13 protein-coding genes are annotated in these 16,635 nt (G+C 55.1%); 9 read left to right on the plus strand and 4 right to left on the minus strand.

The genetic code is table 11. From position 1 onward, the window contains the following. Positions 1-6: 6 nt before the first annotated feature. Positions 7-2,247 (plus strand): TRAP transporter permease, encoded by a 2,241-nt coding sequence (locus ACVDG4_RS03475; RefSeq protein WP_447234026.1) that lies wholly within the window; start codon positions 7-9, stop codon positions 2,245-2,247. 80 nt (positions 2,248-2,327) lie between these two features. Here ACVDG4_RS03475 and ACVDG4_RS03480 read toward each other — a convergent pair whose 3' ends face one another. Continuing rightward, positions 2,328-3,275, minus strand: coding sequence for an AraC family transcriptional regulator (locus tag ACVDG4_RS03480; RefSeq protein WP_447234027.1), 948 nt, complete (start codon positions 3,273-3,275; stop codon positions 2,328-2,330). A 133-nt stretch (positions 3,276-3,408) separates the two neighbouring features. On the opposite strand from ACVDG4_RS03480, the gene ACVDG4_RS03485 reads away from it, so the two are divergent. Continuing rightward, positions 3,409-4,683: an arginase family protein gene (locus tag ACVDG4_RS03485; RefSeq protein WP_447234028.1), complete on the plus strand. Its 1,275-nt coding sequence runs from the start codon at positions 3,409-3,411 to the stop codon at positions 4,681-4,683. Between the two features lie 244 nt (positions 4,684-4,927). On the opposite strand, the gene ACVDG4_RS03490 is transcribed toward ACVDG4_RS03485, so the two are convergent. Continuing rightward, positions 4,928-5,881: a helix-turn-helix domain-containing protein gene (locus ACVDG4_RS03490; protein ID WP_447234029.1), complete on the minus strand. Its 954-nt coding sequence runs from the start codon at positions 5,879-5,881 to the stop codon at positions 4,928-4,930. A gap of 258 nt (positions 5,882-6,139) precedes the next feature. Between ACVDG4_RS03490 and ACVDG4_RS03495 the strand changes: the two genes are divergently transcribed. The 6 genes from ACVDG4_RS03495 (at position 6,140) to ACVDG4_RS03520 (ending at position 11,623) form a co-directional block, all read left to right on the plus strand. Next, positions 6,140-7,417: an arginase family protein gene (locus tag ACVDG4_RS03495; protein ID WP_447234030.1), complete on the plus strand. Its 1,278-nt coding sequence runs from the start codon at positions 6,140-6,142 to the stop codon at positions 7,415-7,417. A gap of 153 nt (positions 7,418-7,570) precedes the next feature. Continuing rightward, positions 7,571-8,407 (plus strand): hypothetical protein, encoded by an 837-nt coding sequence (locus ACVDG4_RS03500; protein WP_447234031.1) that lies wholly within the window; start codon positions 7,571-7,573, stop codon positions 8,405-8,407. Between the two features lie 114 nt (positions 8,408-8,521). Continuing rightward, positions 8,522-9,118 carry a HupE/UreJ family protein gene (locus ACVDG4_RS03505; RefSeq protein ID WP_447234032.1) on the plus strand — a complete coding sequence of 199 codons (597 nt, stop codon included), beginning with the start codon at positions 8,522-8,524 and terminating at the stop codon, positions 9,116-9,118. Between the two features lie 2 nt (positions 9,119-9,120). After that, entirely contained in the window at positions 9,121-9,729 is a 609-nt protein-coding gene (locus ACVDG4_RS03510) for a hypothetical protein (protein ID WP_447234033.1), read from the plus strand. A gap of 9 nt (positions 9,730-9,738) precedes the next feature. Beyond that, positions 9,739-10,617 (plus strand): peptidylprolyl isomerase, encoded by an 879-nt coding sequence (locus ACVDG4_RS03515; RefSeq protein ID WP_447234034.1) that lies wholly within the window; start codon positions 9,739-9,741, stop codon positions 10,615-10,617. Further along, positions 10,610-11,623: a HupE/UreJ family protein gene (locus ACVDG4_RS03520; RefSeq protein ID WP_447234035.1), complete on the plus strand. Its 1,014-nt coding sequence runs from the start codon at positions 10,610-10,612 to the stop codon at positions 11,621-11,623. The genes ACVDG4_RS03515 and ACVDG4_RS03520 overlap by 8 nt, the downstream gene beginning before the upstream one ends. 16 nt (positions 11,624-11,639) lie before the next feature. Here the strand turns inward: ACVDG4_RS03520 and ACVDG4_RS03525 are convergent, their stop codons facing one another. Then, entirely contained in the window at positions 11,640-13,601 is a 1,962-nt protein-coding gene (locus ACVDG4_RS03525; protein WP_447234036.1) for an EAL domain-containing protein, read from the minus strand. A 278-nt stretch (positions 13,602-13,879) separates the two neighbouring features. Between ACVDG4_RS03525 and ACVDG4_RS03530 the strand changes: the two genes are divergently transcribed. After that, positions 13,880-15,544 (plus strand): alpha/beta hydrolase, encoded by a 1,665-nt coding sequence (locus tag ACVDG4_RS03530; RefSeq protein WP_447234037.1) that lies wholly within the window; start codon positions 13,880-13,882, stop codon positions 15,542-15,544. Positions 15,545-15,562: 18 nt separating this feature from the next. On the opposite strand, the gene ACVDG4_RS03535 is transcribed toward ACVDG4_RS03530, so the two are convergent. Continuing rightward, positions 15,563-16,516, minus strand: a complete 954-nt coding sequence (locus ACVDG4_RS03535; RefSeq protein WP_447234038.1) for a patatin-like phospholipase family protein — start codon at positions 16,514-16,516, stop codon at positions 15,563-15,565. Positions 16,517-16,635 lie beyond the last annotated feature (119 nt).

A 16,635-nucleotide genomic window follows, 5' to 3' on the forward strand; every position in this document is an offset into this window, starting at 1 on the left:
GGGACCATGACCGACAAGACAACACCAGCCGAAGACGACGATCATCTGATCGCGCACGGCGTCGATGAGGAACCGGTTGAGGTAAACCGGCGCCTGTTTGAGGGTAAATCCCTCATGTTCATTACGTCCTTCGCTGCGCTTTATGCCGCATTTCACATGGCGGCCTTGAACGGCCTCTCGATCTCCGAATGGACCGGGATTGTTATCCCGTTCCTGCCGACGTTCCCGATGGAAACCTGGAACTTCCGCATCGTGCACGTCGCCGGTGCGCTCGCGCTTGGGTTTCTTTTGTTTGCCGGCCGGATTGATTTTCCTGAAAAGGGTCAGGAAACACCAATTCTTGGTTATGCCGCTTATGCCTTGATGATCCCTGCCCTGTTCTCGCTCGGCATGGCCTTCTCCTTCGCCGCTGAAATCTCCAATGGCAAGATGTGGAATGGCATTGATGAAGGCATCAAGTACAGCGAAACCTACCTTTTCGGCCTGCCACTTATCGTTGCAACAGCCGGTGGCATCATCCTCTCCTGGTTCCATCAACGGGTCCGGTCAGGGTTCGCGGCGCCGGATGTCGTGCTCGCAGTTTGTGGTGCGGCGGTCGCGGCCTATCTGATCACGATCTACGGCACCTTGATGCGGAATTCGACCGGAACACCGTTTGCGCCGATCGGCATTTCAATCGCAGCGGTTGCCGGTACCGCACTCATCATGGAATTGACCCGGCGCGTTGCCGGTATGGCCCTTGTGGTGATCGCCGCTGTCTTCCTCGGCTACGTCTTCATCGGCGACAAACTGCCCGGCTTCCTAAATTCACCGCCAATTACCTGGCAGCGCTTCTTCAGCCAGGTCTATACCGATGCTGGCATTCTCGGCCCGACAACCGCCGTTTCGTCGACCTATATCATTCTCTTCATCATCTTCGCAGCCTTCCTGCAGGCCTCGAAAGTGGGCGATTACTTCGTCAACTTTGCCTTCGCAGCCGCAGGCCGCGCCCGCGGCGGTCCGGCAAAGGTTGCGATCTTTGCCTCCGGTCTGATGGGCATGATCAACGGAACGTCCGCCGGTAATGTGGTTTCAACCGGCTCCCTGACCATTCCGCTTATGAAGAAGGTTGGCTACCACCGCAAGACCGCGGGTGCCGTTGAAGCGGCTGCCTCAACCGGTGGCCAGATCATGCCGCCGATCATGGGCGCCGGCGCATTCATCATGGCGGAAATCACCGGCATTCCTTACACGGAAATCACCATCGCCGCCCTGATCCCGGCCGTACTTTACTTCGTATCGGTCTACTTCATGGTCGACTTCGAAGCCGCCAAACTCGGCATGCGCGGGATGAAATCTGAAGAACTGCCGAAGTTCGCACAGATGGTCAAACAGGTTTATCTGTTCATCCCTATCATCATCCTGATCTACGCGCTCTTCATGGGCTACTCGGTGATCCGCGCGGGCGCTCTGGCAACCATTTCAGCGGCCGTCGTATCGTGGCTCACCCCGTACCGGATGGGGCCAAGGTCCATCTTCAGGGCCTTTGAGATCGCCGGAACAATGTCGGTGCAAATTATCGCCGTGTGTGCCTGCGCAGGCATCATCGTGGGTGTGATCTCGCTGACCGGTGTTGGCGCGCGATTCTCAGCGCTCCTCCTGAGCCTTGCAGATACCAGCCAGCTGTTGGCGCTGTTCTTTGCAATGTGTATCTCGATCCTGCTCGGGATGGGCATGCCGACGACAGCCGCCTATGCGGTGGCCGCCTCCGTTGTGGCACCGGGTCTTGTTCAACTCGGCATTCCGCTTCTGACCGCGCACTTCTTCGTGTTCTACTTTGCGGTTCTCTCGGCGATCACACCGCCCGTGGCCCTCGCCAGTTACGCAGCGGCCGGGATATCGGGGGCAAATCCGATGGAGACGTCGGTCGCCTCGTTCAAGATCGGCATTGCAGCCTTCATCGTGCCGTTCATGTTCTTCTACAATTCCGCATTGTTGATGGACGGTTCGGTGCTGGATATCGGCCGTGCGGCTCTGACAGCGGTCGTTGGCGTGTTCCTGTTGTCGTCGGCTGTTCAAGGCTGGTTCCTGGGAGCGGTAGCGGCCTGGTTCCTGCGCATTGGCCTGACCGCGGCGGCCCTCTTGATGATCGAAGGCGGGCTTATTTCCGATCTAATTGGTGTCGGGATCGCAGCGGCCGTCTTCGCTGTACAGCGGATCTTTCATCCAAAACCCGATGCAGCGATCCCGGTCCGCGGCGCGGATTAACGGCCCTATAGCCCCAACGGCACAACGCGCCGGGGCCAAGTCCGAAAACAAAACAGCAAAAAAAGCTCGTACGCCCGGCTTCAGGCCGGGCGTAACAGTGTCTCCCTCGGCCCCTCGCCGAAGTGCTGCTTATAAAGGCCGGACAAACGTCCCAGCTGGGTGAAGCCGTTTTTGTATGCGAGCTCAGTCACTGATGTTTCATCGCGGTGAGCGGATCTGAGATCGCGGCGCAACTGATGAAGGCGCTTAAGCTCAATAAACCGGCGCGGACCAATGCCAAGTGTATTTTGAAATGCGTAGTAGAGTTTTCGCCGCGAAATCCCCAGGTCCGCCGCTATAACAGAAGCATCTGGAGATGCCTCAATCTCCTCGTTGTTGAAGAGAATCTCTGCTGACCGGATGATGTCGTACTGTTTGGACGCTGGCAGCGCTGATAACTCCAGATCTGAATTCTGGAACCAGGGTTGAAGCACCTTTGCAAGTGCGTCCAGCAGCAGATCGCGCCACACATTCAACCGGGTTTCAAAAGTCTGTTTATCCAGATCAATAGCCGTATCAAGCCAAGCACTGGCCATCTGGGCTACATGTGTCAGGCGGTTAAGATGGGCTTCAGATACTTTTTGCAACGGGGCCCCTGTCGGCTCCCAGCCAAGCGCAGCAACGAGTTCCTCAGAGACCGTGAGTTCCAGACTGAAAAGCGGCCCTTCGAGGAGGTAATCAACTTCCTTCCCAGGGATCCAGACCAACGCGTCAGCAGGATTGATTTCAAGACCGGCGGAGCGGACCAAACCCTCGCTTTCAATCACATAGCCGAAATGCAGCCGCCCATCCTGAACCGTGTCGCGCCATAGTTGGCGGCCCTCGCTTTTCACCCAGGTTAGCGTGACGCCGGCAAACTCATCAGAGCGGACCTTGAAATTCAATGACCCTGCCGACAGTTGTGTCAAGGCGGGGCTGACGCCGATTGCCTCAATCCAGAACGCTTCGATTTCATCGAATGTACTGAATGTGAGAAAATCGGATTGCATCGACCGCCCTACTTTAATTTCCGTTTTGCACGAACTGAACAGTCCATCGGCGTCGATAATGGCAGTCTCTCCTTTGAGGTCAAGGACATGTGCGCGCTTGCAACACATGCCCGCCATTTAGGAGGCATTGGAAATGCAAATTAAGAAGCTGAGTTTGCCGGTGGTGGCTTTGGGGCTGATCGCCTCGATGGTTTCCCCGAGCCATGCACAGATGCTCAAGGACATTGCCGAGGCTGCGCCGAATGAAAACATCGGACCCATGCCGCACGAAGTCCCGGGTGATCCGACCAAGATGAATATTAAGCAGGACAAGTCGACCAACATCTGGCGGGAACTGCGGGAAGGTACTGGCGGCAAAGAACCCGGGCCGATCGACATCCAGCGCTATAACTTGCAGATGGAACCGGTTGGCATTCAAACTTTCTTCAAGCTTCCGGTTGCGATCACTCCGGAAGACTTGAAAGCCGGTGAGATCGACATCGCTATCTTTGGGGCACCGACGGGCGCGCTCCCCCATTCTGCCGGAAACATGTGGGCCCCTGCCGAAGTACGCACCACACGCGATTACGGTGGCTATGGAGACCCGCAATTCCCATTGAGTTGGATCGAGTACGAAACCTTAATCGCACCGTTCACAATCCTGAACGCGGTCGATTATGGCGATGTAGGTCTTAATCCCTACAATCAATCACACACGATGGAAGAAATCCGGCGGGTGACGCGGGAAGTGGCATCCGTTGGCGCCATTCCATTCATCGTTGGGGGCGACCACTCGGTGCCAAACGGAACCTACCGCGGAATCGTCGATGTTTACGGCAAGAACAATGTCGCCATTCTACATTTTGATGTTCATCTCGACCGGGATATGGGCCTCGGCAAATTCGGAGCTTACTACCACTCTGGCGTTTTCATGAACCGAGCCGTCGAAGAAGGCATGGTGGAGGGGCGCCATATCATTCAGTATGGAATGTCGACTCCTGTCTTCGGTGCCGAGGAATACGACAAGGCGGCAGCAGATGGTGCCAAGGTTTACCACATCCACGAAATCCGCCGGGATGGCGTTCGGGAGACTTTCGACAAAATCTATGAGGACCTCAAGGATATCGATCTTGTCTATGTTTCCTTTGACATCGACACCTTCGATATGGCCTACGCACCAGGTACCGGTTCTTCGTCTCCAATTGGATCAAAGCCCGAGGACCTTTTCCCGTTGTTGCGTGAATTCGCGGCGACAAAGACCATCGTTGGGGCCGATTTTGTGGAATTCAATCCGTTCTACGACAACAAGGGCCAGCAGACTGCGCGTCTTGTTCGCCGGACCATGTTCCAGTTCCTGACCGGAATCGCGATGAAAAAAGAAGCGATGGATCCAAAATACATCCATCCGCGCGTTTCCGGAGAGCCATGAGGCGAATGAATCAGTCTTTGTGGAAAGCCAAATTCACGACCCGTTTAAACGGGTCGTTTTTTTTGACAGTGTTATTTACTCTGAGTGCTGAATCGGACTGTTTTTGAGAGGCTACGCAAAAATACTTACGCATCTGATTTCACAGATGTTTTTGGCACTATTTGCATATTGCGGATTATCGAAACTAGGTGTGTTTGAAGGCTCTGACGATGGCAGGCTTGGAGCTTGTGGACTATCCGTAGCGCTAATTTGAACGGGTGCGGAGCGTTGTGCTTGGCAGTTCTCCGAACTGGTTTTTGTAGAGCTGGGACAGCCTCCCAAACTGTACAAACCCGTTCTTAAGGGCCAGATCGGTCACGGTAGCTTCTTCCGGAACGTGGGCTTTCAGGTCCCGACGCAGCATGTTTAACCGCTTTAGTTCAAAATATCTGCGCGGACCAAGCCCCAAATGCTCTTGAAAGGCTCTAAACAGGGATCGGCGTGACACGCCTATTTCCTTGCTCAGGTTCTTCATGTCGGGCATTTGGTCGGGTGGCAGTCCGTTGAAAAAGGTTTCTGCAAGCCGGATCAGCTGGTAGGGCGTCGGTCGATCTGCTGACTGTGCTGCTGGGCACTCCTTAGCACCCCATAGCATCACCACATCGCGAAGATCGTCAAGCAACTGGTCACGCCATGCCCGGATGATGGCCTGCGCGTATTCCGGACGTATCGGCAGAGATTGGCGTTCCGCAGCGCTGCGTATCGCTTTGCAAGTTGATGTCAAACGCGCTCGAGTTTCTTCGGGGATACACACTACCGGCGGACCAGATGCGTTCCAGCCAAGCTCGTCCAACAGTTCTTGCTCAATACCAATATCAATGGATGCTGTCTTCCCTTTCATGAGGAAGTCCATCTCGGCCTCTGGCTGCCACATGGCCATTTGAGATTGGTCGACTTCCCTGCCCTGAAAAAGGATCGGTTCTTCAGCGGATACAGCGAACGCAAAATGCAATCCAGTTTCGGGCGCCTCGTCACGCCACCTGTGGCACCCCTCGTTTCCGGACCAGATAACGGTCACACCGTCCAGATCAACACACTCGACAGATAGATTTATCAAGCCCGCAGACAACTGAATGAAGCCTGGTTTCATGCCGGTTGATGTCAAAAAGAACTCTTCGATTTCGTCACAATCTTTGAGGGTTAACTGCGCCAGATCCATCTCGATCGCACCTCCGCATTAAAACCTAAGTATATTCACTTATCTGTTTCGCGACTTCCCTTCTTTCTAACTGATATCTGTTTTGTTTTACTCGACAAAACACAAAAATCGGATCCGTTTGTTTCCAGCATAATAAGCAATTTGGCACAAAACGGACAGAAGAGGCCACATGATTGAGGCAAGCTGGTTCGTACTCGTAGGGTCGGGCTGAAGGTATTGCAACAACTTCTCCCGAAAAATCGACGGAGGAGTTACCTCATGAAATTGCGTCAAAGCTTGATCGCCTGTCTGGCACTCGGCATCGGATCCGTAGCAGCCGGTCCTGCTTTTGCCCAGGACAATCCCGCCCCTGATCTATCGGACGACCGGCGCATCGACGGTATTCCCGAAACGCTCGTGCCATGGCGTGACCCGGACAACCCTAATATCCAGCGTTTGGATGATGGCTGGAACAAGTACTACCTCAGAAAGGATATGGTGGGGGACAACCCGCAGCGTGAGCCCGGCCCGATTGATTTGCAACGCTACCACGTGCTGCCAACCAAGCACGCCTTCCCGACGTATTTCGGCCTGCCCTACGCCATGACCACGGAAGATCTGATTGCCGGTGAAGTGGACATTGCACTCGTGGGTGCACCTTCAGAATACAACCCCGCCAGCGGTAATGGCTGGGCTGCAAACTACCTGCGTATCAACCACAATTACGACTTCGCGCAAACAGGCCACGATTTGTGGTTCAACAACGAGTATTTCGAAGAGTTGAACATCGTGGACTACGGCAATGCCAACCAGCATCCGTCACTGATGATGCAGAACTTTGCCAATCAGGCGCTTGTATTCAAAGAAATCCTCGATGGTGGCGCAATGCCATTGGTCCTCGGCGGAGATCACGGAACACAGGTGGCCTCTCTGATGGCGCTGTATGACCATTATGGCCCCAAAAGTTTCACCATCGTGCACTTTGATGCACACACGGACCTTGCGCCTCCCGATGGGCGGCTCGGCATGTTCACACATGGCGGAGCCGCGCTTCGTTTCGCTCATGAACAGGGACTCGCTGACGGCGATCAAATCTTCCATGTAGGGCTGCGCGGTGCGTACGACAGCGTCGAGCGTATGGACTGGATGTTCAATACCAAGACCAATTACTACTTTATGCCGCAGTTCGAGAAGAACGGTTTTAAAGAGACGGCTGACGCATTGCTTGCGGAACTGGAAGGCCGCAGGATCTACATTTCGCTCGATATGGACGTGATTGACCCTGCCCATGTTCCCGGCGTGTCCAACCCGGAAATTGGTGGTTTCACCACAAAGGAAATGATGCAGCTCTTGCGCATGATCTTCCTTCAAAATGAAGTGATCATGATGGACATCTCCGAGTATTCTCCTTTGCTGGATGACCGTCGGCGCAACACTGCCAACACGATCAACCGCCTGCAGCGGCACGTTTTCGCAGCCTATGCCGCACGCAAGTCGGGGATTACCGATCCGAACTATGTCCACCCGGCCATGCTGAAGGATAACAGCGCCGAATAGAGTTGAGAAACGCGGCCGCTGGGTGCGGCCGCGATTTTTTTGGGATAGCTCATCCCAACGCGGCCGATCCAGAGCCAGATTCTTTTGAGGGAAGGGACCCGACACATTTGCAGTCTCGGATTTCGGATCAGGTCGAGAAGCGCTGAAAAGTAGGTGTCGATGCAAAGACAACAATTTCTTCTGCTCATCGGAGTGGTATTTGCGGCTATTCAAATCATTCCTGAAGCCGCCGCCGATGACTGCGATGCCCAGTGCCAGGCAGTTCGAAACGCACAAGATCCGTTGGCCGACGTGAAGGCTGTAATGACGGATAACACGGTTTCCCTTGGGACCGCAGACGATCAGACGGGCTACGGATTCCAAATCCAGCCTGTTTATTTCATCCCCACAGAAAATGGCTTTAACCTGATTGCTCGGGGGATCATCCCAGTAACCGGGGTGCACAGTGGTGCCTCCTTTCCAAAATTGGGTCCCGGCCGCATTGGAGGCACAGGTTATACGTGGGGCCTGTCCGACGTGATGCTACAGGGTTTTATCGTCCCGCAGATCGAGGGCCTCCCAATCAAATTCGGGGTCGGCCCACAGGTCTCTCTTCGGTCTCGAACGGATAAAGTTGTTGCCGGACCAGGTTGGGGCGCCGGCCTTGCAGCCGTTGCCTTTGGATTTGCGGGAAATTTGTCATACGGGGCAATCCTCGGGCACCACTGGGGGCAAGACAATTTCAACCTCTCAACCATCCAGCCCATTGTTTTCTACAACACCCAATTTCTTGGTGGATCGTACTTTGGCTACAACAACTCCATCACCTACAACTGGACGGCAAATACGGGTGACAGGTGGCAAGTCCCGGTTGGCTTAACCGTTGGAAAGACGTTTGTACTGGAAAACGGAACAGCGATAGACGCAAACATCGGTGGCTATGGGCTGGCGGCACATCCAAAATGCGGCGCTGACGCACAAATAAAGTTTGGTTTGTCAGTCTTCTTCTAGGTCAAAAACATTGGGCTGCTCAGTTGTGTGCACAATCGGCATATCCAATACAAAACTCTACCTTTAGTCTCGCCTTACCAAGGTGAGAACCCAATTCCGAGTGAGGGTCATTCAATGCGTTCCAGAGCCACTGTTTCTTCTAGCGTTTTTGTTCTTGTCTCTTTGGCGTTGGCGGTGCCTGCGCTGGCGCATACTGGTCATGGATATGGTGGCGGGTTCATCAGCGGGTTTGCGCACCCAATCCTTGGGTGGGATCACGTTGCTGCCATGGTCGCTGTCGGGTTGTGGGGCGCCTTCCTTGGGGCACCGTCGATCTGGATCCTCCCGATCGTCTTTCCCCTCGTGATGGCGTTCGGGGCGGTGCTTGGCATTCTCGGCGTCCCGATCCCTGCCGTTGAAACCGGGATTGCCCTTTCAGCTGTCGTCTTGGGCCTCATGATCGCGCTGGCAGTTCGAGCGCCGATTTGGGTCTCTGCCGTCCTCGTCGGATTGTTTGCAATCTTCCATGGCTATGCCCACGGAACAGAGCTGCCCGCTTCTGCGAATGTCTTCGCCTACGCGATCGGGTTCGTCCTTGCGACCGGCATGCTGCACATGATCGGGATCGCATTTGGTCTTCTCGTCAAATGGCCGGCTGGCCGGATCGCTGTTCGCAGTGCCGGCGGTGTCATATCGCTGGCCGGCGTCGCCTTTCTGATGGGTGCCGTCTGAGAATGCGGGCAGTCGGACTTGGTCTTGGAATCCTTTTTGTCTCAACCGGGACTGCGCAGGCTCACAGCCCGGTTCCGGGGATTGAAGGCTTTTATGTCGGTCTGCTGCATCCCCTGTCATCGCCCGCGCAGATCCTTTTGATCCTCAGTGCCGGGCTTTTGATCGGCGGGTTTCCAAGGGACAGGGTGCGTTGGTTGCTGGCAGCCTTTCTTGGCTGTTCCTTCGCCGGTCTTTTCTGGTCGGGTGGTGATGTGTCAGACACACTGGCCTACACCGTCGTCATCGCCACCAGTGCCTTGGCAGCGGCCTCCGCCAACCGGTTGTTTCCCTCCGCTGTTGGATGTGTTGCGATCGCGGGTCTTCTTCTCGGAGCAATGTCTGTGCCCGATGGCGGGCTCATGTGGGACCGTTTTGTGACGATGAGCGGTTCCTTGGCGGGGCTCAATATCTTGATTCTCTATCTGTCCGGATGTGTCGTCGTACTCAATGAACGGGTGCACTGGGCCATGCTGCCGGTTGCGTTCCGGATTGCAGCGGCGTGGATTGCGGCTGTTTCGTCCATGATGCTTGCGATACAGTTCGCACCAGCCTCCTCTGTGGCAGCGCTCTAAGGAAGACGTATGACCTCACAAGCTTCTGCCGAAATGCCTCTAGAAGACAAACCAACAAAAGTCTCGCTTCTTCGTCGGTTTCTCCGCGAACCCTTATTGCATTTCCTGCTTCTGGCAGCGGGTCTCTTTGTTGCGCAAGGCATTATTGGCGGAGATGAGCGGGAGGTGATCCTTGTTGATACGGAAGCCCAAAGATATCTCTTTTCTCAGGAAGAGGACCTCCGTCTTCGACCGCTGACCGAAGGCGACAAACAGCGAATTGTCGACGCTTTCATCGAGGAGGAAATCCTCGTGCGGGAAGCAAAAGCCCGTGGGTTCACCGACAGCTCCCGGGTTCGGGCGTTGCTGTTGCAAAACATGCGCTTTTTTATTGGAAGCGACATACCCGAACCGTCCGAAGACGACTTACGCGCCCATTTTGAGGCCAACCTGGACGCCTTTACCAGTCCGCCGAGCCTCGATCTGAACCATGTCATGTTCTCAGATCCTGACACGATACCAGATGGCATTCTGGACGCGCTCAATCAGGCCGAAGATCCCTCCACTCTCGGGGACTTGGATACACGGCTCGGGTACCGTCTGCGGTTTCTCGATCAACGCCGGCTTGTGGGCCTCTTTGGCACCGAACCTGCCAAGGACTTGCTCTCGGTCAGCGAAGACGACCAGGACTGGCGCGGTCCTTATGTATCCCCAACGGGATCCGTCCATTTTCTTCGTGTGATCAATCGGAACCCGCCGCGCACGCCAACTTATGAACTGGCCCAGGACTGGATCTCTACCCATTGGTTGTCGGTAAAATCCAACGAGCTGCTCGATGCAGCGCTGGACGACATGCGGCAAAACTATCTTGTTGTGGTCGAGCCGGTTGAGGGCGCGCCGAATGACTAAGGCACACCCGATTGCAGCGTTCATGTTGGTGGTGTTGGCGGTTTGGTTGTGGCCTGCAGAGGCATCAGCGCACTCGCTGGGTGTCGATAAAGCCGAGCTGATCGAAACAGCTCCAGGCACCTATCAGCTCCTCTCAAAGGTTCCACAGCGACTTGCTAGTTCAATCACCACACCCATCTTGCCGGACCGGTGCGCCTTTGAAGGATCGCCGCGCGGAGAACGTGGGTCGTATCTGGTGCTTTTCCGATTTACCTGCGAAACAGCCCTGACGTCTGACGACCAACTCGTCCTCCCTTGGAAACGCGATGGCGCTTTGCTGACCGTGCGCTGGTTCGAGCAAGAGCCCCTCACCAGGCTCGCCTCACGCCAGGGCGAGGCCATTGTTGTTGATCTTGAGGAGTATCTTGCCGGGTCCGGATCCATCGTGAAGGCAGCCTCCCGGTACACGAAGCTCGGGTTTGAGCACATCCTCGAAGGGCTGGACCATCTTCTGTTTGTGTTCGCGCTGATGATTGTCGTGCGCAACGGTTGGCGTTTGGTCAAGACCATCACCGCCTTCACCATCGCGCACAGCATTACTCTGGCGCTGGCAACGTTCGGCTATGTCAACTTGCCGTCCGCACCGGTTGAGGCCACGATTGCGCTGTCGATTGTTTTTCTTTGTGTCGAGATCGTCCATGCGGCCCGTGGCCGGATCAGTTTGACTTACCGGTATCCTTGGATCGTTGCCTTTGCCTTCGGCCTTTTGCATGGCCTCGGGTTTGCCGGGGCGCTCTCGGAAATCGGCCTGCCGCCAAACGAGATCCCGATCGCGCTTTTGTTCTTCAACATTGGCGTAGAGCTGGGGCAACTGGCCTTTGTGTTCGTGATCTTGATCGCGCTGAACCTGCTCACGGCCCTCCGCTTCGGATTTCCAAGATGGGCGGAGCTTGTTCCAACCTATGTGATCGGCACGCTTGCGATGTACTGGACCCTGGAGCGAACAGCGGCAATTGCCGGCCTTTGATTGATCGCCCCTGAAATCACATCAGCATCCGCGCAAGATTTGGTTGTTCGGAAAAGAAAAGCGCATTCAGATCGTCGATTGCCATGGGGCCTCCGAAGAGATACCCCTGCCCCAGTTCACAGCCAAGCGCGGTCAGCATATCACGCTGTTCGATCGTCTCTATTCCTTCGATGAGCGCCGTGGACTCAAGTGTCTTCACCATGGTCAACGCCATCGCTATCAGGCCATGGCCCGCGTCACCGTCCCGCAAAATGTTTGTCAGAGACGTGTCGATTTTCACTTCATCCCATTTGTATTGAAGGATGCCGGACAAGGCGGAGGCTGGCGTGCCAAAATTGTCCAAGGATAGGGTGACACCCAGTGAACGCAGATCCTCAAGGCAACCATGGACACGGTCGAACGTGTTGAGGAGCCGGCCTGCTGCGACCTCTACCTTCAGCCGCTCGGCGGGGAGGCCCGTGCTGTTCAGGCAATCTTCGATCATCGGGGCAACATCCCCATGGAGCATGTGCGGCACAGACAGATTGATTGCCAGATCCACGTCTCCGGGCAGCAGCTGAACCTGAGCGCAGGCCGTTTCAATGATTTTGCGTTCCAATGGGATGATCAAGCCGTTCTGCTCGGCGATCGGAATCACCTCGGCAGGTGCAATCCAGCCGAGCTGCGGATGATACCAGCGGGCCAAGGCCTCAATCCCAACGATTTGACCGGTCTTCATGTTAAACTGCGGCTGAAAATGGGGCAGGCAATCTTCTTGTTCGAGTGCCTGAAGCAATGCGCGAGAAATGCCGGATTGCCGCTCCGCAACCGCGCGCAAAGGCGGCTTGTATGTTCCGACATCCCGGCGGCCTGTCCTTATTTCCTCCGAAACAGCCAACAGTGCATTTTGCAGCCCTGCGCCCGGGTCTCGTTCTTCCTGGTCTATAAAGGCGATCCCCGCGATACTGTTTACTGGATAGATACCGGAGCGAATGGCCACTGGCCTGTGAATATGGTTGCGCAGGCGATTGGTGATCTCTAAGGCTGTTGTTCCACTCTCCTGATTCATCTTCATGGCAACGAAGAACCCGCTCCCACTTGCCCGCGCAAGACATGCTGGCTCGGGCCCAAGATTGATCTGATGCTGGATCCGTTCGGCAATGGCCGCGAGAATGGAATTGCGATCAGTCTCGCTTGCAGATCCGGATCCGGTCCAGGGCATGACCAGATCAATATAAAGCACGACCAAATCCTGATCGTCGCGACGCTTGGAATGCATTTCCTCGATCTTCTCGATCAAGACCTTTTGTGTCATCAGCCCCGTGGCCGGATCGTGCCTCAACTCGGCGGCTGCACGAGCGAGATTGAACCCGTGGCGTTTTCTTTCATTGGCGAAGTACCGCAATCTCCGGAATAACAAGAAAACCCAGGCACTGAGACTTGCAATCAATCCAGCGCCAAGAAGCGATTGAATACGGGCTTGGCGATTAAGAGCCGCGTTGCTTTCCTGAGCAATTGACGACATACGGTTTTCAGCCAAATGCCGGACTTGGTTCAACGACGTTCCGATCTGGTGGACTTTTGCCAGCGCCTGATCAATCGAGCTTCTGTTTTCCAGATTGGAGATCAGAGGTTCAATTGACCCTGCCATCTCTTTAGCGTCCGCAAGCCTGCGCGTAATGAGAGACGCTTGCGGACCAAGTTCCAGCAACGGGTTCACGTGCCAGGAATTCAGGGCGTTTTGAAAGCGGACGAAAGCTCTGGCGACTCGGGCTTGATACTCGAAGTCGGAATTGTAAAGCGCACTCGTCAAAAGGCTCTCCAGCCGATGCGTGTTGAGCAGGCTGGAAGACGTAATGAGCGCGTGCAGAGCGTCGTCCTTTGCCTTCGCATCCTGCCTTTTTTGGACCATCTCGACTGCGCTGATCGACAGAGCAAACGCCATTGCGATCACGACCAATGGAAGAATATATCGGCTATAACCAGGCTGGCCCGTCATGCTTACTGTCCTACAAAACTTACGTGTATTCAGGCAGAACAACGCTGGTATGCGGCCGGGAGACAGAGTCTCACCGTCCCGGGTGCAGTCCTGGTAGAAGCCAGGCAACGAATTTCCAAGCGTCGTTTGGGAGACAATGAGCGCAGACAGTTAACTGCGCTTGAATCCATTAAATGGCATTTTCTTCACCAAGGATATTATCCCTGACAAAACGCGGTACTACTAATGGCGTGTTAAACCGATCATAGAAAATCCGACCGCCCCTTCCGGAGACGTTGATGCCGCATTCTCAAAACCGCCTGCCCGGTTGGATGATGTCCAACATGTCCACGTTTGCTGCAATTGTTGCAATCAGCGCGTTTGGTGCCTCGCTTACCCCATCTTTGATGCCACGCGACCCCTTGGTGCAAAGCCTCTTGTCAGGAATTGTTGCAAGCCTGGGTTATGAAGCGGCACTTCTTGTCCGGGCAACCTGGCGCTACATGGAAATTCCGTGGCTAAGGGGGCGCTTGCGAACAGTTTGGGTTGTCGGTGGCTTGGCCGCGTGTGCCGGTATTCTAGTCTATTCCCTTTCAAAAGCAGCAAACTGGCAAAATGCAACACGCGAGGCTGTTGGACTGGAGCCGCTGGAAAGTGGCGCCCCGTTTCTCATTCTCGGAGGATCCCTCGGGGTCTTTCTGGTTCTGTGGCTGGTCTTCAGAGCGCTTGGGATCGCTCGCCGCCGGATGGAGCGGATTTTGGACCGTTTGGTGCCGCGTCGTGTTGGCATCGTGGTCTCAATTGCAGCTGTTGGCTGGCTCTTCTGGGCGTTGGTCGATGGCGCATTGATCCGCAATGCGTTCAAAGCAGCCGACGCGTCCTTTATGGCTGCAGACCTTCTCATGGAACCGGATATTGAACAGCCATCCGATCCGCAAAAGACAGGAAGTGCAGCGTCCCTCATCCGCTGGAAGGAAATGGGGCGGCACGGCCGGGCTTTTGTTGCAACGGCCCCTTCAACAGATGAAATTGGGGAATTCTTTGAGGGTCCGGTTCAAAACCCGATCCGGATTTATGTTGGCCGATTGTCGGCCGAGACAGCGGAAGAACGCGCCGAAATCGCGTTGGAAGAATTGAAGCGCGTGGATGCCTTCTCGCGCTCAACTCTTGTTGTGGCAGTGCCGGTTGGAAGTGGATGGATGGATCCGGGCGCTCATGACACACTCGACTTCATGCTTGGCGGAGATGTGGCGACGGTTGCCGCGCAATACTCGTATCTCACTAGTGTTTTGTCGCTGCTCGCACATCCGGACTATGGCGTTAATCAAGCACGCGTTCTTTTTGAGAAAGTCTATGACCATTGGACAACGTTGCCGAAAGACAACCGGCCAAAGTTTTATGTGCATGGTCTCAGCCAAGGGGCTTTCAACTCTCAAGCCACGATACCTTTGTTCGACATGTTGGGAGACCCCATTCAGGGAGCGATGTGGGCCGGGTCCCCGTTTTTCTCAAAATTCTGGTCAGAAGTTCGCGATCATCGAAACCCGGACAGTCCCGCTTGGCGGCCCACCTATGGCAACGGGTCTCTGATCCGGGTCTTGGACCAATATGGGGGACTTGAAGATGAATTTACGTCTTGGGGCCCGATCAGAATGGTGTTTCTCAATTACGGCAGCGATCCGATTGTGAACTTCACTTACGACAGTTCCATCTTTGAGCCCGGCTGGCTATCACCTCCACGCGCTCCGGATGTTACGCCTCAACTCAGGTGGTTTCCCGTCGTCACCATGCTGCAGCTCGCGCTTGATTCAGCGTTTTCGCTGAATGTCTCGGGCTTTGGTCATTATTATATTGCCCGGGACTACATCGACGCCTGGGCCGCGGCCGTTGATCCAGAGGGATGGAATACTGACCGTGCAGCCCGCCTCAAGGAAATCTTCGTCAAACGCGGTGGGTCGTTCTAGCTTGGAAAGACAGCTGCCTCAGATCTTTTGACCCAGCAGACGGTCCAACCCACGTTTGACATCTTCCCGGATCGGATCGGCTGCGTCCAAAATGGCCTCAACTTCGAAGAAATCCATCGTTTGGAAATGACCGATTGCCGGTTCCAGGAGGAGATCCGGCTGGGCGCAACTCAACTTCGCTGCAACGAGGGAATGAAGCGTAATCGAAAATGAGCCGATCCAGGTTTCCATTCCGCTTGGCAGACCATCGATCGCAGAGAAATCAGCCCCGGTCACATCAACGGCCATCACGGGATAATCCGTGTCTTCGAACACGTCAAAAGGCGTCGGGTTGACGAAGCCGCCATCAATCAAGACGCGCCCATCAATCTGGACTGGCGTCAGCAACATGGGCAGCGCTGATGAAGCTGCTATTGCGGGTAGAAGCGCACCTTCGGTCAGGACCGCCTGGGATTGGCGATGAAAATCCGTTGCGACGACTTTCATCGGGATTTGTAAATCTTCAAAGCTCTCCGCCAGCCCGTCCGGAAACAGCGTCTCGAACAAAACCAGGGGATCAATGATCGACGGACGCATCATATTCAGAAGCGATCCCCAGGTCCGGCCATCAGTCAGAAACAGCTTTTGAAGCAATTGACCCTTTAGGGTGAAGAGATCGACTGTAAAGCTGCGGATGTCCTTGCCGCTCATGCCGCTTGCATAATAGCCGCCGATGATAGAGCCCATGGATGTCCCGGCGATTACTTCCGGTTTCACCCCGAGATCATCTAGAGCTTCCAACACCGGAATATGTGCAAACGCCTTGGCCGCGCCGCCGCCGAGGGCCAGGTGAAATCCGTCGGTGCGTTTTGCCGGATTTGCCGCGGTGTTTTCCCGTGCAACCTGTGAAGACGCGGCATGACCGTTCGCGGCTGATGCAAAAATGGCGCTTCCGGTGACAATAGCTCCGGTCAAAAAACTGCGGCGTTCCATACTGGATCTATTCCTTCTGTCGTGACGACACGCGCCCTGCAAGCTGTACATAGAATAGTGCGAAGCGGCTCAAGTCTATCGGAGAGTATTGGAAGACTGCCAGACCCCACAGGTCAAGA

Source organism: Roseibium sp. MB-4, from assembly GCF_053005265.1.